This is a genomic window from Streptomyces sp. NPDC002181, assembly GCF_042890485.1.
Classification (GTDB): Bacteria; Actinomycetota; Actinomycetes; order Streptomycetales; family Streptomycetaceae; genus Streptomyces.
This window is the reverse complement of sequence record NZ_JBIASC010000003.1, coordinates 275537-297892: the sequence shown is the minus strand read 5'-3', so window position 1 is coordinate 297892 and position 22356 is coordinate 275537. Positions and strand designations below refer to the sequence as shown.

The window sequence follows — 22356 nt, the reverse complement described above, 5'->3', positions numbered from 1 at the left end:
CAGAGCTGCCTCAGACCTCCAGGACGATCTTTCCGGCGGTGCGGCCCGTCTGGCTGAGTTCGAAGGCCTCGGCGAGCTGCGCGAGCGGGAAGGTCTTGGCGACGGTGACCTTGAGCTGCCCGCCGTCGGCGAGCCGGGCCAGCTCGGCCAGCCCCTCGGCGTCCGGCCGGACCCACATCCACTGGCCTCCCGCGCCGAGCACGGTGGGGTCGGCGATGGAAGCGTGCCGGCCGCCCTTCGCGAGAACCGCCTGGGTGACGTCGAGGACCCCGCCGACGAAGTCCGCCGCGACGGTGACCCCGTCGGGGGCCAGCGCGCGCACCCGGTCGACCAGGCCCTCCCCGTACTCGACCGGCTCGCAGCCCAGTTCGCGCAGCCGGTCGTGGTTGCGCGGGGAGGCGGTGCCGATGACCCGGGCGCCCAGCGCTCGGGCGATCTGCACGCCGAAGGACCCGACCCCGCCCGCGGCGCCGTGGATGAGGACGGTGTCGTCCTTGCCGGTGGCGAGCCGGGTGAGCAGCTGGTACGCGGTGAGGCCGGCCAGCGGCAGGCCGGCCGCCTCCTGCCAGCTGAGCGAGGCGGGCTTGGCTGCCGCGGCCCGTACGGGGACGCTGACGTACTCGGCGAAGGTCCCGCCGTGCACGTAGTCCTTGCGGGCGTACGCCATGACCTCGTCGCCGACCGCGAACTCGGGGGTGTCGATGCCGACCCGCTCGACGGTGCCGGCCACGTCCCAGCCGGGGACGACCGGATACACGACGTCCATCAGGGGGTCGAGCCCGCCCGCCATGATCTTCCAGTCGACGGGATTGACCGAGGCGCACTTGACCCGGACGAGGAGCTCGCCGGGGGCCAGCTTGGGCATGGGCAGCCGGGTCTCGGTGAGCACCTCCGTCCCGCCGTACGTCTCGTACGCCATCGCCCGCATGGTGTCCTCGGACATCTACCCGACCTCTCCCTCAAGCGCGTGCCGTGAGCTGGTGGAATCAGCGCCCGCCCATCCCATCACGAAAAGCCGGGCCCACCCCGAGAAGCGGGGCGGGCCCGGCGCGGCGCGGGGACCCGCGGTCTCACAGGGCCCGGTGCGCGGCGATCACCTCGGCGTAGCGGCGGCCGCTGGTCTTGACCGTGCGGCGCTGGGTGGCGTAGTCGACGCGGACGAGGCCGAAGCGCTTGTCGTAGCCGTAGGCCCACTCGAAGTTGTCCAGGAGGGACCAGGCGTAGTACCCGGCCAGCGGTGCGCCGCGGCGGGCGGCCCGGGCGCAGGCCGCCAGGTGCCCGGTCAGGTAGCGGGCGCGTTCGGGGTCGTGGACGCTGCCGTCCGCGGCGACGGTGTCCGCGTACGAGGAGCCGTTCTCGGTGACGTGGATGCGCCGGGCCCCGTACTCCTCGGTCAGGCGCATGAGCAGGGTTTCGAGGCCGCCCGCGTCGACCTCCCAGTCCATGCCGGTGCGCGGGACGCCGGGACGGTCGATCTGGCGGGCGTACGGGGCGGGGCCGGCCGGGTCGGCGGCGACGGTCTGGGGGAAGTAGTAGTTCAGGCCGGTCCAGTCGAGCGGGGCGGCGATGGCGGCCGGGTCGCCGGGGCGTTCGGGGAGGTCGACGGCGTAGACCTCGCGCATGTCCGCGGGGAAGCCGCGGCCGTGGACGGGGTCGAGCCACCAGCGGTTGACGTGGCCGTCCATGCGCACGGCGGCCGCCCGGTCGGCGTCGCCGTCGGTGGCGGGCTCGATGGTGGAGAGGTTGTTGACGATGCCGATGCGGGCGCCCGGGGCCGCGGCCCGTACGGCCTGGGTGGCGAGCCCGTGGCCGAGCAGAAGGTGGTAGGAGGCGCGGACGGCGGCGGTCAGGTCGGTCCAGCCGGGGGCCATCCGGCCCTCCAGGTGGCCGATCCACGCCGAGCACAGGGGCTCGTTCAGCGTGGCCCACTGGGTGACGCGGTCGCCGAGGCGGGAGGCGACGAGCCCGGCGTACGCGGCGAAGTGCTCGGCGGTCGCCCGCTCGGGCCAGCCCCCGCGGTCCTGGAGGGCCTGGGGCAGGTCCCAGTGGTAGAGGGTGACGGAGGGGGTGATGCCCGCGTCGAGGAGGCCGTCGACGAGCCGGTCGTAGAAGGCCAGGCCCTTGGCGTTGGCCGGGCCGTCTCCGCCCGGGACCACGCGCGGCCAGGCGACGGACATCCGGTAGGCGTTGGTGCCGAGCTCCCGCATCAGGGCGATGTCCTCGCGCCAGCGGTGGTAGTGGTCGCAGGCGGTGTCGCCGGTGTGGCCGCCGTCGACGGCGCCGGGGGTGTGGGAGAACGTGTCCCAGATGGAGGGGGCGCGGCCGTCCTCGGCGACGGCGCCCTCGATCTGGTAGGCGGAGGTCGCGGTGCCCCAGGCGAACTGGCGGGGCAGCGCGGCGAGGTCGATGAGGCCCGGCTCCGCGCCGGTGCCGGTACGGGTTTCGGAAAGGGTCATGCGACGGCTCCTGCCGAGGGGGTCATTTGACGGCTCCCGCCGTGAGGCCGGCCACCAAGTACCGCTGGAGCAGCAGGAATCCGGCGACGACGGGGATGCTGACGACGAGCGAGGCGGCCATGATCTGGTTCCAGTAGACGTCGGTCTGCGTGGAGTAGCCCTGCAGTCCGACGGCGAGGGTGCGGGTGGTGTCGTTCGTCATGACGGAGGCGAACAGCACCTCGCCCCAGGCGGTCATGAAGGCGTACACGGCGACGGCGACGATGCCGGGGACGGCGGCGGGAACCACGACGCGCAGGAGCGCGCCGAGCGGGCCGCAGCCGTCGACGGTGGCCGCCTCGTCGAGGTCGCGGGGCACCGAGTCGAAATAGCCGATGAGCATCCAGATGGAGAAGGGGAGCGAGAACGTCAGGTAGGTCAGGATCAGCGCGCCGCGGGAGCCGTAGAGGGCGATCCCGGTGGCGTTGCCGATGTTCACGAAGATCAGGAAGAGCGGGAGGAGGAAGAGGATCCCGGGGAACATCTGGGTGGAGAGCACGGTGACGGTGAACAGGCGCCTGCCGCGGAAGCGGTGGCGGCTGACCGCGTAGGCCGCGAAGACGGCGATGACGACGGAGGCCGCGGTGGCCGCGCCCGCCACGATCAGGGAGTTCACGAAGTACCGGGCGAGCGGGACGGTGTGCCAGATGTCGATGTAGGGGCGGACGGTGAGCCCGCTGGGGATCCAGCGGAAGCGGCCCGCGACGTCCTGGAGCGGTTTGAGGGAGCTGGTGACCATGACGTAGACGGGCAGCAGCACGAAGCCGCAGAGCAGGGTGAGGAAGACGGCCCGGACGGCGCGGAAGGAGGGTGGCGGGGCGAGCGGGGACGGGGGGCGGCCGCGGTGGTCAGCCATGTCCGTTCCTCCTTCCGCGGGTCGTGACGAGCAGGTACCCGGCGGTGACCAGCAGCAGGAAGAGGAGCAGCAGGACGGACATGGCCGATCCGGTGCCGAAGTTCCAGGTGACGAAGCTCGATTGGTAGATGTGGAGGGAGACCAGGTCGGCGGCCTCGGGGGCCGATTTGCCGAACAGCACGAACGGCGTGTTGAAGTCGTTGAAGGTCCACAGGAACAGCACCAGGACCAGTACCTGGTTGACCGCTCCCACCGAGGGCAGGGTGATCCGGTGGATCTGCCGCCAGATGCCCGCGCCGTCCAGCGCGGCGGCCTCGTACAGCTCGCCCGGGATGTTCTGGAGGGCGGCGGTCACGATGAGGAAGGCGAACGGCCAGCCCTTCCAGACGGAGACGGTCAGCAGGGCCCAGAAGCTGTTGTCGCCCAGCAGCCAGAAGGTGTGCTCGGCGCCGCCGAGGCCCAGTTGGCCGTGGAGGACGTGGTTCACCAGGCCGTTGTCCCGTTGGAACATGAACGCCCAGGTGATGACGGCCGCGTACACGGGCAGGGCGTACGGGACCAGGAACAGGGCCCGCAGGAAGCCGCGGCCGCGGAAGCTCTCCTGCGTGAACACCGCCGCCGCCGTGCCCAGCAGCCAGCACAGGCCGACGGAGAGCAGGGTGAAGAGGCAGGTGGTGAGGAAGGAACGCAAGAGGGCCTCGCCGACGGGCCGGTTGACGTCGAGGACGAGTTCGTAATTGGCCCAGCCCGTCCAGGGGGCGCGGGACCAGTCGCGGAGGAAGAACTGGGTCAGCCGGCGGAAGCTCATCAGGATGCCCATCACCATCGGAAGGAGGTGGACGAGCAGTTCGAGGAGCAGGGCGGGCAGGAGCAGCAGGTACGGCAGGGAACTGCGGCGCAGACGTGCCGACGTGGCGATCGTGCGGATTCCGGTGCTCATCGGGCCGGGCTCAGCTCGCCATCTGCTGCTGGGCCTTGGTGAGCTTGGCCTTGACCGACTCGGTGGTGACGGGGCGGCCCGCCGCGGCGTCGGCGAAGAGCTCCTTGACGGCGGTGCCGACGGCCGTCTCGAACTGGGACTCCTGAGGGACCTGCGGGAGCGGGGCGGCGCTGGTGCCGAGGGTGGTGCGGAGCACGGTGAGGTCGTCGGTGGCGAAGGCGGGGTCGCTCTGGGCGGCCTTGACGGGCGGGATGGAACCGTACGCCTTGTTGAGGACCTTCTGTTCCTCGTCGCCGGTCATGAACTTCACGAACTTGAGGGAACCGTCGATGTTGTCGGTGTTCTTGAAGACGGCGAGGTTGATGCCGGCGACCATGGAATTGGTGTGGGCTCCGGTGCCGGGCGCGCCGCCGGCGGGCACCGGCACCGGGGCCACGCCCCAGTCGCCCTCCTTCATTCCGTGGCTCTTGAAGGAGGAGGCGGCGCTCTGCCACAGGACCATGGCGGTCTTGCCGGTGGCGAAGTCCTGGAGGGACTGGTTCTGGGCGTACTCGGCGTTGCCCGGAGCGATGATCTTGTCCCTGGCCATCAGGTCGACGTACTGCTTGACGGCGTCGACGGCGCCCGGGGAGTCGAAGGCGGGCTTTCCGGCCGCGTCGAAGAAGTCCGCTCCGTGCTGCTTGGCGAGGACGAAGACCTGGTGGATGTTGTTGGCGAGGTTTCCGCCCTCGGCGCCGAGGGCCCACTTGCCGTCCTTCGACAGCAGGCGGCCGGTGGTGACCATCTCGTCCCAGGTGGCCGGGGGCTTCGCCACGCCCGCCTCCTGGAACATCTTCTTGTTGTAGTAGAGCGCGTACGCCATGGAGTACAGCGGGACGGCGGCCGGGTCCTGGCCGGCGGCGCCCGCCGAGCCGATGGCCGACTCCACGAAGCGGTCCCTGCCGCCGATCGCGGCGAAGTTCTCGGCGTTCCACGGGAGCAGGGCGCCGGTGGCCTGGAGGGAGGAGGACCAGGTGTTGCCGATGTTGAGGACGTCGGGGCCCTGACCGGAGGCGGTGGCGGCGAGGATCCGGTTCAGCAGGTCCGACCAGGGGACGACTTCGAGCTTGACCTTGATGCCGGTCTGCTCCTCGAACTTCTTCAGCTCCGGGGCGAGGGTCGCCTGGTCCGCCGCGAGGTCGGGTCCCTGGTTGGAGGCCCAGTACGTGAGCTCCTCGGGGGCGGTGTTGGAGCCGCCGCCGGAGTCCGCGGTGCCGCCGCCGCAGGCGGTGGCGGTGGCGGCGAGCAGGCAGGCGGTGACGGCGGCAGCGGCGGCTCGGGTTCTGCGCATGGCGGATCGGCCCCTTTCGGCAGGGTCGGGGAAGGCCTGGCGGATGTACTCGGCCCGGGTGGCGTGCTTCGGCGGCGGCGCTCCGGCAGCAGCGCCTCGGCAGCGGCGCTCCGGCGGCACCCACCGGATCGGAGTCCAGCGCCTCAAGGCCTTAATTCAGGACGTGAGTTAAGCCTCGTGAAAGGGTCGCGTCAAGGGGTCTCGCAGGGGTATGTTGCGAGCGACGACAGGACGGACGGCAGGACGGAAGGGACCAGATGACCACAGGGCGTGGCGGCCGTACGGTGCGGGACCTGCGGCGCGGCAACCGCAGCGCCGTGCTCCAGCGGCTGTACTTCGGCGGGCCGATGAGCCGGCAGGAGCTGGGGCCCGCCACCGGGCTGAGCTCCGGCTCCGTCAGCAACGTGGTCGGCGAACTCGTCGCGGACGGACTCCTGGAGGAGGCCGGTGTCGTCGACTCGGACGGCGGCCGGCCGCGCACCCTGCTGCGCGTGGCCCCCGGCAGCGCCCACATGATCGGGGTCGACGTGGGCGAAACCCGGGTCCGTGTGGAGCTGTTCGACCTGGCCCTGACCGAACTCGCCCGCGCCGAGCTGCCGTTGCAGCCGCGCGGCTGTTATGACGTCGGCCCGATCGTGGACCACGTCCGCACCGGGATCGCCGCCGTCCTCGCGCGGGCCGGGGCCGGTACCGACCGGCTGCTGGGGGTGGGGGTCGGCGTCCCCGGCATAGTGGACCGCGAGGCGCCGGGCGGGGCGGTCGTCCACGGCCAGACCATCGGCTGGGACGCCGTCCCGCTGGAGGCGCTGCTGCGCGCGACGGGAGCCGTGCCGCCGGAGGTCCCGTACATCATCGACAACGGCGCGCGCACGCTCGGCCAGGCCGAGATGTGGTTCGGGGCGGGGCGCGGCGCGCGCGAGGCGGTCGTCGTCCTGTTCGGCTCGGGCGTCGGCGCCAGCCTGATCACGGACGGCTCGCCCGAGGGGGGCACGACGGCGGGCACCCCCCTGGAGTGGGGACATCTGACGGTCTCGGTACGCGGACGGCGCTGCCGGTGCGGGGCGCTGGGCTGCCTGGAGGCCTACACGGGGGCCGAGTCCCTGCTGGAGCGCTGGTCGGAGCGGGGCGGCGGCGCCGCGGAGGCCGCGGACGAGGAGGAGGCCCTGTCCGCGCTGCTGGCGGCGGCCGTCGCGGCCGATCCGGTCGCCCTGGAGGTGCTGGAGGAGACCGCGGAGTACCTCGGCGCCGGCCTGTCCGACGTGATCAATCTGTTCCGGCCGGAGCGCATCCTGATCGGGGGCTGGGCGGGGCTGCTGCTGGGCCCGCACATCCTGCCCGCCGTACGGGAGCACGCGGCCCGCTACTCCCTGCGCCACCCCGCCGACCGCGTCACCATCGACCTGGGCTCCCTGGGACCGGACGCGGTGACGGTCGGCGCGGCGACGCTCCCGCTGTCGGCGTTCTTCGCCACGGGCGGCCGCCTCGCGCCCCGCCCCGCGCAGCCCGAACCCCCCGGCTGGCGCACGTCACTGGAGGTGCGCGCCGGATCTCCGGCCCGGTGAGCCTGAGTTCGGGCGCGGGTCAGAGCGGGAAGGAGGCCTGGAAGGCCAGCCGTCGGTCGGCGCCGTCGGCGATCCGGCCGAGCACCTCGTCCAGATCGAGGAACACGGCCCACGGCTCGGTGCCCGCGGCTTCCGCGATCCGGCCGACCAGGAGGTCCTCCAGTCCGGGCACGCGCTTGCCCTTCCACACCTTGTCGGCGGTGCTCACCAGCAGCTCCTCGACGCTGATGCCGGGTGTCGCCCAGGTGGCGTGGGTAGCGGCGAAGCGGGCCTGGTCCTCGCTGAACCCGTGCGCCAGGAGCAGCGCCCGCCCGGCGTCCTCGTGCGCGGAACCGGGTCCGCTGAGCTCTGCGGTGTGGACGGCCTTGCCCACGTCATGCGTGGCCGCGCCGAAGAGCACGGCGGCGCGGGCGAAGGGCAGGCCGGGGCAGTACGCGGTCAGCCAGTCGGTGAGTTGGCCGGCCACGTCGTGGACGAGTCGCAGGTGCGCCGCCAGGCGGGGCGGAGCGGGCAGCTCGCGCAGCAACTCGCCCACGCCCTGTGGCAACACGCGCAGCGGTGGGTCCGCGGGGGCGTCGAGGGCCCTGGTCAGCGCATCGGAGTCGGCCATCGCCTCAGGCTACCCGGGCCCCGCCCTGGGCCCGGGTCACTCGTACTCCGTGCCTCCCTTGCGGGTGAGGTAGGCCGGGCTGACGGCCTTGGCCATCGCGCGGCCGCCGACCACCGGGCTGTAGCGCTCCGACGCCGGCCGGATCACCACGCCCTCGCGCAGGTGCGCGGACCGGCCGGACACCGTCTCCCGGCCGCTCGCCAGTTCCAGCACCGTGTCGAGATCGTACGGGCCCTCGAAGAGGCGCGGCACGAGCGGCAGTTCACCGTCCTGGAGCAGCTCCCGCGGGTCCAGCCACCGCACCTGTCCGTCGATCTCCGCCGAGATGTCGAAGACGGCGTACCCCGGCCCGGTGGCGGCCGTACGGGCGTCCGTTCCGTACGCCAGGTCCTGGACGCCGGCGCCGTACACCTCGCCGAACACTCCGAGCCGGGTGGCGCCCAGCCGCTCGGCCAGTTTCGCGGCCACCTCCGGTACGCCGTGCCCGCGCACCGCCCGCCAGTACAGGTTGCGCTCATCCTCCCGCAGGGCCAGCCCCTTCGAGCCGAACCCCTTGGAGGAGACCAGCACGCGGCCCCCGTCGGCGACGTACGTGAACAGGCAGGCGGTGCCGTGCAGTTTCTCGGTGAGGACGACCGGCTCGCCGGGCTCGAACAGGTTCGGGTAGCGCTGGAGGTTCTCGATGTCCACCCACGGCAGCAGCTCGGGCGCCGCCTCCACATCGCCGTTCATCGTCGTCGGCACGGGCGGCGCCCATTTGGTGATCCCGAGCAGCTCGGCGAAGTCCACGCCCTCCTCGGCAGCCCGCGCCAGGTCCACATCAGCCAGCGCGCGCGGCCGGCACACCAGCCCCTGCGACAGCTCGCCGCGCAGCCGGACCGCCTTGACCCGGTCGGCGGAGCCTCCGGCGAGGCGGCCGGTCAGGCCGAGCTCCGCGATCAGGTCGGCCGGCAGCACGGCCTGTTCGGGTATGTAGAGCGCGAACTCGCCGGTGCGGTAGGCGCCCTTGGCGACGACCGCGCGGTAGAGGCCCACCTGGGCCAGTTCCAGCGCGTCGGCGTTCGGATGCTCGTGGACGGTCAGCTCTTCGGCGGTGACCCGCAAGGTCGACATGTGCGCAACTCCTCGGATGTGGCGGCGTCGTATGCGCCGGCACCCACTGTGCGGCCGGGCATTTGCGCTGGTCCAGCGGAAATCCCGGTGTTAACCTGACGCGCCCGCCGCCACCCCGCCGACTCGTCGTCCGCCGCGCCCAGGAGGTCCCCGTGCCACGTCGTCCGGTCACCGTCGTCACCGGGGGCGGTCGGGGCATCGGCGCCGCGACCTGTCTGCGCCTGGCCGCGGACGGCCATGACGTGGTGCTCGGATACCTCCGCGACGACGCGGCGGCCGAAGCCGTCGCACGGCGCGTGCGGGCGGCCGGCGCGCGCTGTGAGACCGTACGCGTCGACACCTCCGACGAGTGCGCCGTGGAGCGGCTCTTCGACATCGCCGGGGCGGAGTTCGGCCCGGTGACCGGGCTGGTGAACAACGCGGGGGTGACCGGTGCCCTCGGCCGGCTCGCCGACGCCGCGACCGGGGACCTGCGGCGCGTGGTCGAGGTGAACCTGCTCGGGTACCTGCTGTGCTGCCGCCGCGCCGCCCGCGACATGGCGGAGGCGGGCGGCGGGGCCATCGTGAACGTGTCCTCGGCCGCCGCCACCCTCGGCAGCCCGGGCGACTACGTCCACTACGCGGCGACCAAGGCCGCCACCGACGCCCTGACGGTGGGGCTGTCCAAGGAGCTCGGGCCGGACGGGATCCGGGTGAACGCGGTGGCGCCCGGCATCATCGAGACCGGCATGCACGCCGCGATGGGCGACCCCGACCGGCCCGCCCGGGCGGCCGCGGGGATCCCGCTCGGGCGGGCCGGGCAGCCGGAGGAGGTGGCCGCGGCCGTGGCGTGGCTGCTGTCCCCGGACGCCTCGTACACGACGGGCGCGATCCTGCGGGTCTCCGGCGGCCGCTGACACGGGAGCCTCCGCCGGGTCGGGGGTCCGGGTCGGGGTCCGGGTCGGGGTGCGGTTCGAGTCCGGGGGGGTCCGGCCTCAGCCTCCGAACGCCGCCCGGGTCGCCGGGCCGTAGACCCCCGGCTGGTCGCCCTTGATGTCCCGGTCCCGCTGGAGCTGTGCGACCCCGCGCTTGGTCTGGCTGTCGTATGCGCCGGTGACCGAGACGTACGTGAACCCCTGCCCGCGGAGCCGCTCCTGGAGGGCGCGCACCTCGGGCCCGCTGTCCCCCATGCGCAGCGTTCCCGAGGCCCCCGGGGACGCCCCGCCCGAGGGGCCGCTCGGCGGCGCCGACTTGGGGGGCTGCCCCGCGGCGGGCCCGGCCGGTCCCGCGGATGCCGATGACGGTGCCGACACCGAGGGCGCGGAGGACCGTGCGGACGCTTCGGGCGAGGGCTCGGCGCCGGATCCCGCTCCGGGGCTGCGTGCCGGGAGCACCGGTACGGACAACTCCGGCGGTTTCACGGCCCGCCGGGGCTCCGGGTCCGGCCCGCTCAGCAGGAACGCCAGCCCGCCGGCAGCGGCGAGCGCCGGCAGGGCCAGGGCCACCAGCGGGAACCGGCCGCCGCGCTCCGCAGCAGTGCCGGAAGCGGCCGGCCCGGGGCCGTCGTCGCCCCGGTCCTCGGGCGCGCGGAACGACACGGGGGCGGGACCGCTGTGCGGCCAAGCGGGCGTCGCCGGCCGGGACGGCGGGCCGGACGGGGCTGCCACGTACGGGCGCACGAACAGCCGGTCGTCGGGTGCGCCCGGGCTCTCATCGGGGTGGTGGGACACGGTTGTCTCCCGGCGGGGGTGGGGACCGGCGCGGCGGTGCGGTGTCGGCCCCCACCCTGCCGGTCAGGCCCTGCGCCGCCGCGCGACCAGGACCGTACCCGTGGTGGCGCCCGGCAGCGGGGCGCCCGGTGTGGTCATGGGGTCAAGCGAATCGCGGACCGGTGCGAACATGTGAGACGTCTCCGAAGTGCAGCTCATGCGGTGGTTCTTGAGTGCTTGATCGGCGCAACCTTTCCTCCCCGGATGGCCCGGGTCAAGCCGGGTGTCCGATCCATCCCATCCGTCCGTTCCGCTTCTTCGCCCCGGTAGCCCTCGGCATCCGCACCGTGACGGTGCGGACGGTGCGGACGCCGCGACCGGTGCACCGGCCCCGTAGCCGACTGCGGCCGACTCCGCCGCCGCTTCACCCGGACGCGTGAGCGCGAGCCCGCGAGCGGCTCGCGGTGCGGCATGGTGGTCGGATGCAGTTACGCCGGGCCCTGCCCCTGTCCCTCGTCGCGCTGCTCGCGAGCACCGGCTGCGTCTCCGTCGGCCAGGAGGCGGCACCGGCGCCGGAGCGCGGCACCTCGGCGCCCGCGGACGCCGAGGACACGGCCGGCGCCCCGCCCGCGCCCGGCCAGCCTCCTCCTCCGCCGCGGTCCGTGCCGCTGCCGCTGGGGGAGCTCCCGCAGCCACCGCTCACGCCGCCGGCCGCACCGCCGCTTCCCGCCGCCCCGGAGCGGCCGCCCGCCGTGCGCGGCGTGAAACCGCCCGCGGCGCCCCGCCGGGCACGCCCGCCCAAGCCCGCGTCGCCGCGCGCCCCGCGGCAGCAGGCCGCGCCCCCGCTGCCCCGCCCCGACGAGCTGTGCGCGGCGGCCGAGGGGTCCGTACCGCCCTCCATCGTGGATCTCTGCATCCGGCAGTACGGCCGCTGACCGGCACGGATCGCGCAGGACGCCCCGGAGCGTGCCGAGGCCCCCGGGGATCGACGGACGGCGGCTACGCGCGCGAGCGGGCCCTCGCCCGCCCGCAGGACCGCGACGAGTGGGTCACGGAACGGGCGGTGAGGCGACGGGCCGTGCGCAGGCGGCGCAGCGTGGCGTGGCCGCGCCGGCGCCACTCGGCGCGGGGCAGGCCCGCCCGCTGTCCGCCGCCGGTGATCAGGGCGTTGACGGGGGTGTGCGGGTCGGCGGCGATGCCCTTGGCCACCAGGACCCCCACGACGAGCGGGACCAGGGCCACGGCCAGGGCGGAGCCGGCGGTGGTCACGTGCCGCATGCGGCGCGGGCGGGCGGTGGCGTCGAAGGTCATGCCCCCATTCGACCAGCGGCGCGGTCGCGGGGAATCGGGGCGGGTACTCAGGTCGTTGGGTGTGAGGTACTCAGAACGCGCCGAGGGAGGAGTGGCGATGGCGTCCTTCGAACCCGCCACCGGGGACGGGCCGCAGCCGCCGGCCACCGCGGCGCGGGCGGCCGAGGTGCGCACGGCGTACGAGGGCATGCTGCAGATCCGCCGTCTGGTGAACGGCCCGGCCGGGACGGCGGTTCCCGCCCCGTGGGAGCTGAGCCGGATGGCGCGCGCCGTGGCCCTCGTACTGGAGGCGGCGGGCATCCCGCCGTCGGCTGTGGACGCGCGGGGTGGTCGTACGCGGACCGGGTACCGGGTGGCGGCGGGTGCGTCCGGGGCCGCGACGGTGGAGGTGACCTGGCTCGGGCCGCCCGGTGGCGGCGCGGCCGGGGAGGAGCGGGAGCGGCTGACGGCCTGCGCAGCCGCGCTGGAGCCCCTGGGCTGGGGCTGTCTGCTCTACCGGGGCCCGCGCGGGCGCCGCTTCCTGGAGGTGGAAGCGCCCCGCTGACGGTCACGGGATCCGGTTCCCGAAGCGCGCCGGTCCGTACCGTCCCGGCCCCCGACGGACTCGGCGGTGTCCCCGGCTTCCCGCGCCCGTGGTGGGGCCGTCAGCGGTAGCGCTCGGCGAGGGCGGCGACGGTGGCCGCCAGGGCCTGGCGGAGTTCCGGTGGGGCCAGGACCTCGGCTTCGGTGCCGAGGCGCAGGAGGTCGCCGACGGCGACGGCCGGGGACTCGATCTCCAGGTCGACGTGGATCGGGCCTTCCGGGTCCGCGGGGTCGGCCGGGACGGCGCCGGCCAGGGCCCGTACCCCGGCCGCGCCGAACTGCATCGGGAGCAGTCGGCGCCCGCGCGGGGAGAGCAGCAGCCGGGCGGTCCCCTGGCGGGTCGCCGCCTCCATCCGGCGCGCCGACTCCTCCCAGTGCGCGGCGAGTTCGAAGCCGGCCGGGCGCTCGAAGACCTCCTCGGCGGTGTCCACCGCGAGGAACCGTGAGACCCGGTAGCTGCGGATGCGCTCGTCGGCGGCCCGCGCCACCAGGTACCAGATGCCGCCCTTCAGGACGAGGCCGAGGGGGTGCAGCGGGCGTCCGGTCCGCTCCTCGCCGCTCCAGCGGCGGTAGTGGGCGAGGAGAACGCGCTGGTCCCACACCGCCTGGGCGATCTGCGCGAGGTGCGGGACGGGGTCCGCGTCGCGGAACCAGGCCGGGGCGTCCAGGTGGAAGCGGTCCTGGAGCCGGCGGGCCCGCTCGGCCGGCGCGGCGGGCAGCGCCGCCTGGAGCTTGAGCTGGGCGGCGGCGAGATCGGCCCCGAGTCCGAGTTCCCGTGCGGGCCCGGGCGCGCCGGCGAGGAAGAGGGAGCCGGCCTGGGCGTCGGTGAGGCCGGTGAGCCGGGTGCGGTAGCCGTCCATCAGCCGGTAGCCACCGGCCGGTCCCCGGTCGGCCTGGACGGGGACGCCGGAGGCGCCGAGGGCCTCGATGTCCCGGTGGACGGTACGGACGGACACCTCCAGCTCGGCGGCCAGCTGGGGTGCGGTCATCCGGCCGCGGTTCTGCAGCAGGAGGAGCAGGGAGAGGAGCCGGTCGGCGCGCATGGGGCCATTGTGGACCGGGCGCGGGCATACCTGACAGGAGGTGTCAGGTATGCCGGACAGTCTGGTCTCGCGCCGGGGGAACACGAGCCCGCCCGGCCGTGAACCAGGAGGTCCTCCATGTCCGCCCATCCGACCACCGCCCGTCCGACCACCGTCCGCACCGGCACCGCCGGCACCACCACCCGCACCACCACCGGCCGTTTCACGTTCGCCGACTGGCGGGAGGAGCCGGTCGGGGCGGCCGGCTCCACCCCGCGGCTCGCCCGCTCGACGGTCGTCAACGCCTTCGCGGGCGGCATCGAGGCCGCGGCGACCAGCGCCGCGTACACGATCACGTACACCGGGGAGGGAACCGGCTCCTACACCGGCCTGGAGCTGCTGTCCGGGGCGGTCGACGGCCGCGCGGGCGCGTTCGTCCTCGAGCAGCGCGGCACGTTCGACGCCGACGGCACCCGGTGCACGTTCGAGGTGGTCGCCGGCTCCGGGTCGGGCGGGCTGGCCGGGCTGTCGGGCTCCGGCGCGTTCACCTACCGCCATGGCGACACGTCCGTGGCGTACGAGTTCGGCTACACCGTGGGATAGAAGACGGCGGAGGGGCGCGGACCGTACCGGCCCGCGCCCCCGTCCCTCCGGCCGTGCGGCTACGGCGCGCCGAAGGTCAGCGTCAGCTGCGGCGTGCCCTCGTTCGCCGCCGCCTCGGAGGACCACAGCCACAGTGCGTCCGTACCGGGGCCGGTCAGCGCCAGGCCGTAGCCCGTGCCGAGCGCGCCCGCGAGGGCGGCCGTGTTCAGCCCGGTGGTGTGCACCGCCGATCCGTCCGGGATCCCGGCGAAGCTGCCGAGGGCCGGAGTGCCCGTGGCGGGCCGGTTGTTGTAGGTGGTGCCCGCCTCCGTCCACGTACCGGTGACCGGGACCACCGAGACCGTGTCCGCCGTACCGGCCCCGCTCATCGTGCTCGTCTTCACGCTCAGCGAGGCCGACTTGAGCACCGTGCCCGCGGGCGCGGCGGGCAGGTTGAAGCGCAGGTAGCTCGTGTACAGCGAGGATCCGCGCACGGCGAGCGAGGACGAGGCTCCGTAGTTGCCGTCCGGTGCGCCCGCGTTCGCGTACGTGTCCTCGGCGGCCTGCACCTGGACGACCGAGTCGGCGGGGGCGGTGGCCAGGGCGTAGTGGTTCTGCACCTGGGCCGCGCTCAGGACGCTCGGGTAGACGGCGGTCTCGTCGAGCTGGCCCGCCCAGAACTCGCTGGTCGGGGGGTTCGGCCAGGCGCCGAGGCTGTCGCCGCCGGCGTGCCAGTAGCCGGCGTAGTTCTCGTGCGTGGTGACGGCGAGGGTGCCCTTCTGCGCACCGTCCACGTAGAGGACCATGCCGCCCGGACCCTGGGTGGCGACGACGTGGTGCCACTGGTTGTCGTTGTACGCGGCGGCGGTGGTGATGGTGCGGGTGGCTCCGGTGTACACGCCGTAGACGAGGCGCCCGTCGTTGGTCATGTAGATGTGCTTGTCGTACTGACTGCTGCCGCGCACCTGGTTGTTGCCGAAGCCGAAGAGCTTGCCGCCCCGGGTGGTGTTCGTCTTGAACCAGGTCTCGATGGTGTAGCTGCCGCCGATGGTCTGGCGCTGGTCACCGTAGACCCGGGTGTCCGTGCCGTTGAAGCCGATCGCCGTGCTCGCGCCCGAGACCGCGCCGGGCGTCTGGCGCAGGGCGGGGGCGTTCATGTGCACGCCGTTCTGGTTGCCGCTCGCGGAGGAGTCGGCGACGTTCGGCAGGGACGCGTCGTCGTAGCGCCAGAACAGCTGGGCGCCGTCCGCGCGCACCTGGCTGGGGTACGCGTCGACCGAGGTCGGCACGGTCACGCTCGCGGTCGCCGACAGGGCGCTGGTGTTGCCGGCCGCGTCGGTGGCCGTGACCCGGTACGTGTACGACTGGCCGGCGGCGACGGTGGTGTCGGTCCAGGAGGCCTGCGGACGCTTGAAGAAGAGCGAGTCAGCCGTGACCGTGGCGATCGGGGTGCCCGAGCCGTTCCGGTAGATCCGGTACGTCAGCGCGCTGTCGTCCAGGTCCAGGCTGGTGCGCCAGCGCACCTGCGCCTCGCCGGGTTTGAAGCTCGCCGCGGTCGCGACGGGAACGGTGGGCGCGCCCGTGTCGCCGGTGGAGGCGAAGCGGGTGAGGCTCTGCTGTGCGGAGCCGTTGACGGTGGTGAACTCCCCGCCGACCCACAGGTACTGGATCCCGCCCTTGGAGCCGACCGCCATCACGCGCGGGCCGATGCCCTCGCCGATGCCGTCGTTGGTGTCGGGGGCCCAGCCCAGCTTGCCGACGCTGGTGGTCGGCTGGGCGAGCAGGTGGTGGCGCTGCCCGTCCGGGTACTCGCCGACGCTGGAGCAGTCGTGCGCGTGCGAGGCGCTGTACAGCACGTTCTGGTACGGGAGCACGGCTTGCGTCGCACCGAGGCAGGTGTCACGCCAGCGCTGGTTGAAGTCGCTGAGGTTGACCGCGATCCGGCCGTCGAACACGCCGCCGCCGGTGCCCTCGTTTGCGGTGTAGAAGCCGGTCGCGTCGGTCGCGATGTCCTTGACGACGGAGTTGGTCTCGATGAAGCCGGCGTACGTCTTGGTGAGCGCGCCACTGCCCGCGTCCACGACGGCCAGGGCGTGGGTGTTCGCGCCGTTGACGGTGAAGAAGTCGCCGCCGAGGACGACGTGGCTGCCGTCGGGGGTGACCTCGACGGCGCGGCCGGGCTCGTCGGCGTCGGCGGTGAAGGGCCGCAGCGCGCCGTCGGCAGCGTCGACGGCGGCGAAGCGCTGGCGCGGCTGGCCGGCGACGGTGAGGAAGTCTCCGCCCGCGTAGACGGTGTCGTTCGTGACGGCGAGGGCGCGTACGGTGGCCGCGAAGGCGGGGCGGAAGCCGGTCTTGACCGTACAGGTCGCCACGTCGATGGCGGCGAGGCTGGAGACCGGGGTGCCGTTGACGGCGCCGAAGTAGCCGCCGGCGTAGAGGGTCTGTTTGTCCGGGGAGAGGGTGAGGGCGCGGACGGTCGCGGTGCCGCCGCCGACCGTGAAGGAGAGGTGGCAGGAGGTCGGGGCGCCGGTCGCGGCGTCGAGCGCGGCGAAGTTCACCGCGGACTGCTCGGCGCCGCCCGAGCCCTCGGGCGGGCGGACCGCGGAGAAGGTGCCTCCGACGAAGACGGTGCCGCCCGTCTCGGCGAGGGCCCAGACGACGCCGTTGGGCTGCCAGGTGGACAGCGCGTCGGCGGTGAAGGCGACGGGCGGGGTGACGGCCGCCGCCTGCGGGACGAGGCCGAGGACCGCGCCCGCGCCGGTCCCGGCCAGGGACAGGGCGAGTGCGGCCGCGAGCCCTCTGGATCTACGCATGAACCCCCCAGTTCGGTGTCGCTGTGCGGTGCTGGCCGAAAACAGGCGTTCAGCCGCCGCTCTCGACCATGCGTACGGGCGCACACTAGGCCCGTTCGCACCCCCGTTCACCCCACTTGACGCATTGGATGCCAAATTGGAGGCCTCCGGGGCCCACACTCGCTTCTCGCCATGATCATTTCCGCTGGGGGTGGAGCGCAGGGTCAGGCGGGCGGCAGGGGACGGCAGAGGAGGGCAGCCGGACCCGGACGGGAGGCCGCGCGCGTGGTGAAGGCGATGCCCGCCGCGTACTCGGTCGGCAGGCACTGGCCCTTGTAGTCCCCGTACGCGAACTCGCCGCCGGGGCCGCCGGGCGGGCGGTTGTCGCCGCGGTCGAACCAGAGCGTGCGCCCGCCCGCCGGGAGGGCCGTGCGGGCCGGCGCGCACAGGGCCGCCGAGACCCTCTCCCCGCGCACGCTGTAGCCGATCAGGAACCGGTCGGCCGGGCACTGGAGCTTCGTGTAGCCCGAGGCCCAGTCACCGCCCGGGGGGACGAACGCCTCGTCGCGGACCACGGTGTGGCCGCCCGTCGCGGCCCGCAGGCCGGAGGTGGCGCACAGGCCGCGCCCGTCCGTGTGGCCGAGTCCGGCCAGCCGGGAGCCGTCGGGGCAGACCGCCTTGCGGGCCCCGTTGTCCCAGTCGCCGGTGGCCCGGGTGAGCAGCGAGGCGTTGTGGTCGCGGTGGTCGGTGGCCAGCTGGTACCAGGAGGGAGTGACGGGGATCGGGCCGGTGCGCCCGGGGGCGGCGAGGGCCGTCCACGGCTGGGTACGCCAGTCGCCCGCGTCGAGTACGCCGGAGCGGCGGCCGGAGGCGTCGTAGCGGAGCATCGCCCAGGAGTCCCCGCCCGGGGCACCCTGGGCGGTGGTGCTCCAGCCGACCAGCGGCCAGTAGGCGAAGTCGGCGTCGACGGCGTTCAGGTAGCCGGTGAGGTTCTGGAACCAGGCGCGCGGGAGGGCGCCGGTCTCGTCGGCGCCGGTGCCGAACTCGCTGACCCAGACGGGTGCGGTGAAGTGGGTGCCGGTTTCGGCGGAGACGTAGAAGGCCTGTTCGTAGAGGGTCTGTTCGAGCTGGGCCCGGCTCATGTCCTGGTAGCGGAGGTCGTGGGTCTCGCCCATGCCGGTCGCGCCGCTGTGCCGGGGCCCGGTGTACCCGTAGAAGTGGGCGGAGTACACCAGCTTGTTGGATACGACGAGGGTGTGGGACAGGGTGCGGACGGGGGTGAGGGTGGGGCGGCCGTGCGGGAGGCCGTCCAGGGGGATCCCGGTCCAGTTGATCCCCTCGACCACGATGAGCAGGTTCGGGTTGGCCTCGGCGAGGATCCGGTCGCCCGCCTCCTGGGCGGCCGCCTGCCAGTCGTGGTTGTCGCCGAGCCCCCAGTTGGGGTCGTCGAGCACGTCGCGGCGGACCTCGTTGTAGAGGTCGGCGCCGACGACGCGCGGGTTGTCGCGGTAGCGGCGGGCCAGGAACACCCAGTCGTCGGCCCACTGGGCGGTGGACCTGCCGCTGTTCCAGCGCTCGTTGCCGTCGAGTCCGCAGCACCAGCGGGTGGTGACGGTGTGGTTGTTGAGGATGACGGCGAAGCCCGCGTCGGTGAGCGCGGCGACGACGGCGTCGTAGACCTGGAGCGGGGTGCGGCCGCGCAGCGCCGGGTTGGCGGCGACGGCCGCGTCCGGGACGGGGGCGGTGGTGCGGAGCATCTCGTTGGAGAAGGGCAGCCTGATGCTGTTGAGGCCGAGGGCCCGGAAGTCGGCCAGCAGGGTGGACATCGGCACCCGGTCCAGGCCGATCGGGATGCCGTTGGAGTTCTGTCCGGCGTGGTGCGTGGCGGGGTCGTTGCGGTCGCCGCCGCCGTTCCAGGAGCCCTGGGCGCCGTCCCAGTTGCCGGAGCGCAGCCGGAAGCGGTTGCCCTGCGCGTCGACGATGTAGCGGCCGCGGGTGGACAGCGGCGGGGTCCACGCTTCGGCCCGGGAGGCGGACACGGGCGCGGACACGGGCGCGGCTGCGGGCGCGGCCGCGGCGGATGCCGGCCCGGCCACCGCCGGCAAGGCTCCCGCCAGCAGCAGGAGGGCGCCGGACAGCGCGCGGATGAGGCTCTTCATGTCGCTCCTGCGAAGGGGGTGTGACGCAACTGGCGGATGCCGCGGCCAAGTTACCGGCCGGTTGCAGAGCATGGAACCCGCACGGGCACCGACTTTCCGTCCTCCGCGACCCGGCCCGTTCCCTTACGTGCGGTCACCCTGGCGAAACGGCCCCGCTCGGGGCCGCCAGCGCCTACCGTGCCCTGGGGGGACGGGACCGAACGGGAGGGTGGGGCGGATGGACGAGGAAGAGGACATGCGGCTGGCGAGGATGACGCCGGAGATCTCCCGTCGCACCCTCACGATGCTGCGCGGGCTCGCCGGACTGGAGCCGCCGGAGCAGGTGCCCGAAGACGCGATGATCGTCGCCGACGCGATCCTGGCCGAGCACGGGACCGACGGGCTGCGCGTCCTGGTGATGACCCTGGCGGCCTGGGCCACGGCGCAGATCGAGAACGTCGCCGAGCTGAGCCGGCGCAGCCACGAGGCGGTCCTCGATGCGATGGAGCTGGCCTGCCTGGAGGCCAACGCGGAGGACTGAGCGACCCCGCGCGGGGCACCACCGGCCGACTTGGGGGAGTCGGCGGCACCGGCCGCGCCGGGGGTGTGGCGGGCCGCCCCCGGGGGTACCGGACAACCGGTTGATGCGCCGCGCCCGGATTCGTCCGGATGTCGGTCACACTGGGGGGTAACGGGGGGCCCTGATCGGAGGCCGTCGTGAGCACACCTTCCCCCATCCGAATCGCCGCCGTCCTTTCCGCCGAGTACCGCGGACGGCTGATGTCCCAGGCCCGAGAGGTCAATTTCCCCGAGGGTGCGAGGATCTTCGAGGAGGGCTCGCGCGCCGAGTCCTTCTGGATCGTGCGATCCGGCACGGTGACGCTCCAGATCCCGCTGCCCACCCGCCGGCCGGCCCCCGTCGAGAACCTCGGCCCCGGGGAACTCGTCGGCTGGTCCTGGCTCTTCCCGCCGTACACCTGGCAGCTGAGCGCCGAGGCGATGACCCCGGTGCGCTCGTACGAGTTCGACGCGACCGCCGTCCGCATGCTGATGGACGCCGATCCCGCGTTCGGCTCCGCCATCGGCCACTGGGTCGGACGGGTGCTCGCGCTGCGGCTCCAGCAGACCCGGACCCGGCTGATCGACCTCTACGCCCCGCGCATCGCGACCGCCCGCTAGAACGGTTGCCCGGCACGCGTTCCCGGGGGCCGAAGGGCGCCCCCGGGAATGTTTCAGCGCGTGTGTTCGGCCGTTTCGGCGGACCGCTCCGCCACAGGTCAGCGCAGCCCGCACCACTGCGGTCTGCATACATTCGCTCACGATCGGTGACGAAAAACAGAGGTGCGAACGGGCGTTCACGGTCCGTGTCGGCAAGACTCCTGTCCGCTATCCGAAGCAACCACTCAAGGGAGTTCGAAATGCGGTCCATCGCAAAGGGTCTCGGCCTCGGTTCCGCCGCCATGGCGCTCACCGCTCTCACGGCCCTGGCCTGGCCCGGAGCTGCCGACGCCGCGCCGTCGGGGGCGGAGAGCCTGTACGCGCCCTCCGCCCTCGTCCTGAGCATCACCGCCGGGGAGGACGCCACGTACGGCACGGTGATGCGCGCCGTGACCCTCGTCTGCGCGCCGACCCCGGGCGGGACGCACCCCTCCCCCGCCGCCGCCTGCGCCGAACTGCGGGCGAACGCACACCAGTTGGACGCGGTCGCCGCGCCCGGTGCGGGCGTCGACTGTACCCGGGAGTGGAACCCGATGACGGTGACGGCGGACGGCGTGTGGCAGGGCCGCCGGATGAGCTACTCGTACACCTTCGGCAACCCGTGCGGCCTGCGGCACACCAGCGGCGCGCTGTTCGGCTTCTGAACCGGCACGACGCGAGCGGCCGGGCGGCGTCGTGCGACCGCCGCCCGGCGTCCGCCGCCCGTCAGCCCAGTTCGAGGCTGGTCACCCCGTACAGCCCGGCCAGTTCGACCTCCGGGGCCGGGCCGGTGTACATCCGGGCGGCCTCGAAGGCCGGCTCCAGCCCCAGACCCACCATGAGGGCGGTGGCCGACGGATTCGCGTCCGGCACGTCCACCGCGACCACCCCGTCGGGAGTGTGCTCCGCGAGCCGGTGCAGCAGGGCGGAGGCGACGGCCGGGGCGGAGGCGTACAGCGGGCCGATCCGCGAGGCCCCGCTGCACGGGCGGACCACGCCGAGGCCCTCGATACGGCCGTCGCGGACGGCGGCGAGGGCGGTACGGCCCGGCAGGCCGGTCCAGGCCGACAGGAAGGCGTCGCGCGAGGCGGGGAAGAAGCGCCGGTCGTAGGCGGCGAGCAGTCCGAAGGGCAGCGAGGCGGCGTCGACCACCTCGAATCCGGCGCCAGCACCACCGTCACCACCAGCGCCGCCACCCGATCCGTTCGGCCGCGGAACGCCCTCGTAGCGGACGTTGTTCCAGGCGGAACGGAACCCGGACTTGCGGTAGTTGTCCTGCTGGCCGACCACCCCGTCCAGGCCGATGAGCCGTCCGTCGAGCCGTTCCATCCCGGCCCGCCACAGCCGGATCCCGTAGCCCCTGCCGCGGACGGCGGGGCGGGCGATGTAGAAGCCGATGAACCCGAAGTCCGCCCCGTACCGCACGGCCGAGATGCAGGCCACCGGTTCGCCGCCGATCCGGCCGACGAGGAAGCCGGCCGGATCGGCGACCGCGAAGGCGAAACGGTCGGAGTCCCCCGGGTTCCACACTTCCTCGTCGGCCCAGCGGCGGATCAGTTCCATGTCGGCGGCGCTCGCGCCGCCGATCTCGAATCCTGTCATGTCCGGTGTTGTACCAGACGGCGTGGGGGCGGGATCAGCCCGCGCAGATCACGTCGTCCAGCTTGATCGGCCGGGAGTCGAGGCGCACGTACGCGGTGAAGGTGTCGGTCCGGTCCCCCGCCCAGTGGGTGGTGACGGTGGCCCAGCCGACACCTGCCGACTGGGCGACGGTGACCGCGCCGACCACGATGTCCCGGGGCTCGTTGTGGGCGCAGAGCAGGACGTCGGAGGTCGGAGCGTGCGCCTGCTTCTCCGCCAGCTGCTGCGAGACGCCCTGTTCACGGTCGCGCGCGGAAGGACCGTGGTGGCCGTAGAAGGCGGTGAGGAAGGCACTGATCTCGGAGGCGGTGTGCCGGTGGCGGCCGGCGGCGGCCGGCGTGGGGTCGGCGACGGCGGCGACCGCGGTGGTCGGGGCCGGCAGCACGAGCAGGGCCAGCAGCAGGGCACCGAGGCTGTACGGGGTGGTCTTCATGCGGGATGTGTAACCGCCCGGGGTGTTCACGGGCAGGGGTGGGCCGCGGATCTCACTCCTGTGG

Annotated in this window: 23 protein-coding genes; 8 read left to right on the top strand and 15 right to left on the bottom strand. The window is 73.8% G+C overall.

Going from position 1 to position 22356, the window contains the following annotated elements:
• Positions 1–10: 10 nt before the first annotated feature.
• The 5 genes from ACFYXV_RS10710 to ACFYXV_RS10690 all read right to left on the bottom strand — a co-directional run bounded on the left by ACFYXV_RS10710 (position 11) and on the right by ACFYXV_RS10690 (position 5621).
• Positions 11–928, bottom strand: coding sequence for an NADP-dependent oxidoreductase (locus tag ACFYXV_RS10710; RefSeq protein ID WP_385464744.1), 918 nt, complete (start codon positions 926–928; stop codon positions 11–13).
• Positions 929–1070: 142 nt separating this feature from the next.
• Complete coding sequence (locus ACFYXV_RS10705) at positions 1071–2456, bottom strand: GH1 family beta-glucosidase (protein ID WP_389382644.1); 1386 nt, start codon at positions 2454–2456, stop codon at positions 1071–1073.
• Positions 2457–2478: 22 nt separating this feature from the next.
• Positions 2479–3351, bottom strand: a complete 873-nt coding sequence (locus ACFYXV_RS10700) for a carbohydrate ABC transporter permease (protein ID WP_385464520.1) — start codon at positions 3349–3351, stop codon at positions 2479–2481.
• Positions 3344–4291, bottom strand: a complete 948-nt coding sequence (locus ACFYXV_RS10695; protein ID WP_389382643.1) for a carbohydrate ABC transporter permease — start codon at positions 4289–4291, stop codon at positions 3344–3346. The genes ACFYXV_RS10700 and ACFYXV_RS10695 overlap by 8 nt, the downstream gene beginning before the upstream one ends.
• Positions 4292–4301: 10 nt before the next feature.
• A complete protein-coding gene (locus ACFYXV_RS10690) occupies positions 4302–5621 on the bottom strand; it encodes an ABC transporter substrate-binding protein (protein WP_389382642.1) in 1320 nt (439 codons plus the stop codon).
• A 257-nt stretch (positions 5622–5878) separates the two neighbouring features.
• On the opposite strand from ACFYXV_RS10690, the gene ACFYXV_RS10685 reads away from it, so the two are divergent.
• Positions 5879–7183 (top strand): ROK family protein, encoded by a 1305-nt coding sequence (locus ACFYXV_RS10685; protein ID WP_389382641.1) that lies wholly within the window; start codon positions 5879–5881, stop codon positions 7181–7183.
• Between the two features lie 19 nt (positions 7184–7202).
• On the opposite strand, the gene ACFYXV_RS10680 is transcribed toward ACFYXV_RS10685, so the two are convergent.
• Positions 7203–7793, bottom strand: a complete 591-nt coding sequence (locus tag ACFYXV_RS10680) for an HD domain-containing protein (protein ID WP_389382640.1) — start codon at positions 7791–7793, stop codon at positions 7203–7205.
• A 36-nt stretch (positions 7794–7829) separates the two neighbouring features.
• The gene (locus ACFYXV_RS10675) at positions 7830–8906 is read right to left on the bottom strand and encodes an RNA ligase (ATP) (protein ID WP_385464534.1); all 1077 of its coding nucleotides are present in this window, start codon (positions 8904–8906) and stop codon (positions 7830–7832) included.
• Positions 8907–9058: 152 nt separating this feature from the next.
• Here ACFYXV_RS10675 and ACFYXV_RS10670 point away from each other — a divergent pair, with 152 nt between their 5' ends.
• A complete protein-coding gene (locus tag ACFYXV_RS10670; RefSeq protein WP_389382639.1) occupies positions 9059–9802 on the top strand; it encodes an SDR family NAD(P)-dependent oxidoreductase in 744 nt (247 codons plus the stop codon).
• A 78-nt stretch (positions 9803–9880) separates the two neighbouring features.
• On the opposite strand, the gene ACFYXV_RS10665 is transcribed toward ACFYXV_RS10670, so the two are convergent.
• Positions 9881–10615, bottom strand: coding sequence for a peptidoglycan-binding protein (locus ACFYXV_RS10665; protein WP_389382638.1), 735 nt, complete (start codon positions 10613–10615; stop codon positions 9881–9883).
• 63 nt (positions 10616–10678) lie between these two features.
• Entirely contained in the window at positions 10679–10813 is a 135-nt protein-coding gene (locus ACFYXV_RS10660) for a hypothetical protein (RefSeq protein WP_385464545.1), read from the bottom strand.
• Positions 10814–11076: 263 nt separating this feature from the next.
• Between ACFYXV_RS10660 and ACFYXV_RS10655 the strand changes: the two genes are divergently transcribed.
• A complete protein-coding gene (locus ACFYXV_RS10655; RefSeq protein WP_385464548.1) occupies positions 11077–11529 on the top strand; it encodes a hypothetical protein in 453 nt (150 codons plus the stop codon).
• 64 nt (positions 11530–11593) lie between these two features.
• On the opposite strand, the gene ACFYXV_RS10650 is transcribed toward ACFYXV_RS10655, so the two are convergent.
• Positions 11594–11905 (bottom strand): hypothetical protein, encoded by a 312-nt coding sequence (locus tag ACFYXV_RS10650; RefSeq protein WP_385464551.1) that lies wholly within the window; start codon positions 11903–11905, stop codon positions 11594–11596.
• 97 nt (positions 11906–12002) lie between these two features.
• Between ACFYXV_RS10650 and ACFYXV_RS10645 the strand changes: the two genes are divergently transcribed.
• Entirely contained in the window at positions 12003–12449 is a 447-nt protein-coding gene (locus ACFYXV_RS10645) for a hypothetical protein (RefSeq protein ID WP_385464554.1), read from the top strand.
• A 100-nt stretch (positions 12450–12549) separates the two neighbouring features.
• Here the strand turns inward: ACFYXV_RS10645 and ACFYXV_RS10640 are convergent, their stop codons facing one another.
• Positions 12550–13530, bottom strand: coding sequence for a helix-turn-helix transcriptional regulator (locus ACFYXV_RS10640; RefSeq protein WP_389382637.1), 981 nt, complete (start codon positions 13528–13530; stop codon positions 12550–12552).
• Positions 13531–13647: 117 nt separating this feature from the next.
• On the opposite strand from ACFYXV_RS10640, the gene ACFYXV_RS10635 reads away from it, so the two are divergent.
• Positions 13648–14112: a DUF3224 domain-containing protein gene (locus tag ACFYXV_RS10635; RefSeq protein ID WP_389382636.1), complete on the top strand. Its 465-nt coding sequence runs from the start codon at positions 13648–13650 to the stop codon at positions 14110–14112.
• Between the two features lie 59 nt (positions 14113–14171).
• Here ACFYXV_RS10635 and ACFYXV_RS10630 read toward each other — a convergent pair whose 3' ends face one another.
• Positions 14172–16904 carry a DNRLRE domain-containing protein gene (locus ACFYXV_RS10630; RefSeq protein WP_389382634.1) on the bottom strand — a complete coding sequence of 911 codons (2733 nt, stop codon included), beginning with the start codon at positions 16902–16904 and terminating at the stop codon, positions 14172–14174.
• A gap of 203 nt (positions 16905–17107) precedes the next feature.
• Positions 17108–19042, bottom strand: coding sequence for a glycoside hydrolase family 5 protein (locus ACFYXV_RS10625; protein WP_389382632.1), 1935 nt, complete (start codon positions 19040–19042; stop codon positions 17108–17110).
• A 217-nt stretch (positions 19043–19259) separates the two neighbouring features.
• Between ACFYXV_RS10625 and ACFYXV_RS10620 the strand changes: the two genes are divergently transcribed.
• The 3 genes from ACFYXV_RS10620 (at position 19260) to ACFYXV_RS10610 (ending at position 20883) form a co-directional block, all read left to right on the top strand.
• Positions 19260–19562 (top strand): hypothetical protein, encoded by a 303-nt coding sequence (locus tag ACFYXV_RS10620; protein WP_366102914.1) that lies wholly within the window; start codon positions 19260–19262, stop codon positions 19560–19562.
• A 176-nt stretch (positions 19563–19738) separates the two neighbouring features.
• Positions 19739–20200 carry a cyclic nucleotide-binding domain-containing protein gene (locus ACFYXV_RS10615; RefSeq protein WP_385464571.1) on the top strand — a complete coding sequence of 154 codons (462 nt, stop codon included), beginning with the start codon at positions 19739–19741 and terminating at the stop codon, positions 20198–20200.
• Between the two features lie 239 nt (positions 20201–20439).
• The gene (locus ACFYXV_RS10610) at positions 20440–20883 is read left to right on the top strand and encodes a subtilase-type protease inhibitor (RefSeq protein WP_385464574.1); all 444 of its coding nucleotides are present in this window, start codon (positions 20440–20442) and stop codon (positions 20881–20883) included.
• Positions 20884–20944: 61 nt separating this feature from the next.
• Here the strand turns inward: ACFYXV_RS10610 and ACFYXV_RS10605 are convergent, their stop codons facing one another.
• Positions 20945–21820, bottom strand: a complete 876-nt coding sequence (locus ACFYXV_RS10605; protein WP_389382629.1) for a GNAT family N-acetyltransferase — start codon at positions 21818–21820, stop codon at positions 20945–20947.
• 34 nt (positions 21821–21854) lie between these two features.
• Positions 21855–22292 (bottom strand): hypothetical protein, encoded by a 438-nt coding sequence (locus ACFYXV_RS10600; protein WP_385464580.1) that lies wholly within the window; start codon positions 22290–22292, stop codon positions 21855–21857.
• Positions 22293–22356: the final 64 nt, after the last annotated feature.

What these genes read in the sequence shown, in the direction of transcription:
- ACFYXV_RS10710 (WP_385464744.1), bottom strand. Translation starts at nt 928, where the DNA reads ATGCGGGCGATGGCGTACGAGACGTACGGCGGGACGGAGGTGCTCACC.
- ACFYXV_RS10705 (WP_389382644.1), bottom strand. Translation starts at nt 2,456, where the DNA reads ATGACCCTTTCCGAAACCCGTACCGGCACCGGCGCGGAGCCGGGCCTC.
- ACFYXV_RS10700 (WP_385464520.1), bottom strand. Translation starts at nt 3,351, where the DNA reads ATGGCTGACCACCGCGGCCGCCCCCCGTCCCCGCTCGCCCCGCCACCC.
- ACFYXV_RS10695 (WP_389382643.1), bottom strand. Translation starts at nt 4,291, where the DNA reads ATGAGCACCGGAATCCGCACGATCGCCACGTCGGCACGTCTGCGCCGC.
- ACFYXV_RS10690 (WP_389382642.1), bottom strand. Translation starts at nt 5,621, where the DNA reads ATGCGCAGAACCCGAGCCGCCGCTGCCGCCGTCACCGCCTGCCTGCTC.
- ACFYXV_RS10685 (WP_389382641.1), top strand. Translation starts at nt 5,879, where the DNA reads ATGACCACAGGGCGTGGCGGCCGTACGGTGCGGGACCTGCGGCGCGGC.
- ACFYXV_RS10680 (WP_389382640.1), bottom strand. Translation starts at nt 7,793, where the DNA reads ATGGCCGACTCCGATGCGCTGACCAGGGCCCTCGACGCCCCCGCGGAC.
- ACFYXV_RS10675 (WP_385464534.1), bottom strand. Translation starts at nt 8,906, where the DNA reads ATGTCGACCTTGCGGGTCACCGCCGAAGAGCTGACCGTCCACGAGCAT.
- ACFYXV_RS10660 (WP_385464545.1), bottom strand. Translation starts at nt 10,813, where the DNA reads ATGAGCTGCACTTCGGAGACGTCTCACATGTTCGCACCGGTCCGCGAT.
- ACFYXV_RS10655 (WP_385464548.1), top strand. Translation starts at nt 11,077, where the DNA reads ATGCAGTTACGCCGGGCCCTGCCCCTGTCCCTCGTCGCGCTGCTCGCG.
- ACFYXV_RS10650 (WP_385464551.1), bottom strand. Translation starts at nt 11,905, where the DNA reads ATGACCTTCGACGCCACCGCCCGCCCGCGCCGCATGCGGCACGTGACC.
- ACFYXV_RS10645 (WP_385464554.1), top strand. Translation starts at nt 12,003, where the DNA reads ATGGCGTCCTTCGAACCCGCCACCGGGGACGGGCCGCAGCCGCCGGCC.
- ACFYXV_RS10640 (WP_389382637.1), bottom strand. Translation starts at nt 13,530, where the DNA reads ATGCGCGCCGACCGGCTCCTCTCCCTGCTCCTCCTGCTGCAGAACCGC.
- ACFYXV_RS10635 (WP_389382636.1), top strand. Translation starts at nt 13,648, where the DNA reads ATGTCCGCCCATCCGACCACCGCCCGTCCGACCACCGTCCGCACCGGC.
- ACFYXV_RS10630 (WP_389382634.1), bottom strand. Translation starts at nt 16,904, where the DNA reads ATGCGTAGATCCAGAGGGCTCGCGGCCGCACTCGCCCTGTCCCTGGCC.
- ACFYXV_RS10625 (WP_389382632.1), bottom strand. Translation starts at nt 19,042, where the DNA reads ATGAAGAGCCTCATCCGCGCGCTGTCCGGCGCCCTCCTGCTGCTGGCG.
- ACFYXV_RS10620 (WP_366102914.1), top strand. Translation starts at nt 19,260, where the DNA reads ATGGACGAGGAAGAGGACATGCGGCTGGCGAGGATGACGCCGGAGATC.
- ACFYXV_RS10610 (WP_385464574.1), top strand. Translation starts at nt 20,440, where the DNA reads ATGCGGTCCATCGCAAAGGGTCTCGGCCTCGGTTCCGCCGCCATGGCG.
- ACFYXV_RS10605 (WP_389382629.1), bottom strand. Translation starts at nt 21,820, where the DNA reads ATGACAGGATTCGAGATCGGCGGCGCGAGCGCCGCCGACATGGAACTG.
- ACFYXV_RS10600 (WP_385464580.1), bottom strand. Translation starts at nt 22,292, where the DNA reads ATGAAGACCACCCCGTACAGCCTCGGTGCCCTGCTGCTGGCCCTGCTC.